Source organism: uncultured Dokdonia sp. (assembly GCF_947492815.1).
Taxonomy (GTDB): Bacteria; Bacteroidota; Bacteroidia; order Flavobacteriales; family Flavobacteriaceae; genus Dokdonia.
The window spans coordinates 1-507 of record NZ_CANLOB010000097.1; the positions used below are offsets into that span (position 1 = coordinate 1).

The 507-nt window shown below is 38.1% G+C and carries 1 protein-coding gene; it reads right to left on the bottom strand.

Translation table 11 applies throughout. The features are described 5' to 3' along the window. The coding region (locus tag Q1A01_RS23685; RefSeq protein ID WP_299686052.1) for a SprB repeat-containing protein at window positions 1–507 on the bottom strand (507 nt) is incomplete at both ends.

Sequence of the window (507 nt, forward strand, 5' to 3'; positions counted from 1 at the left end):
GTAGCGTTTACAGTAATTGTACATCCGTTGGTATCTGTAACAACTACTGAATAATCTCCCGCTACTAAATCTACTATATCCTCAGTCGTAGCTCCTGTACTCCATGCAAATGTATACGGGAAAGTACCTCCACTAACTGTTAAGTTAAGTGATCCTGAATTATCTCCAAAACACAATACATTATTTACTGCGATTCCACCACTCAATACACTTGGCTCTGTAACCTCTACAGTATCTTGATTTGTACAGCCTGTAAATGCATCTGTAACTACTACTGTATAAGTACCAGCTACTAATCCTGTAATATTTTCTGTAGTTGCTCCATTACTCCATGAGTATGTAAATGGTCCTACGCCTCCTGTTGTATTGGATGATGCTGTACCATCTGAAAAACCATTACAACTTACATCTGTTGCAGTTGCTGTAATAGCTAAGTTTTGACAAGATCCTTCATTTACTGTTACCGTAGTTTGTACATCACATCCATTTGCGTCAGTAACTGTAACT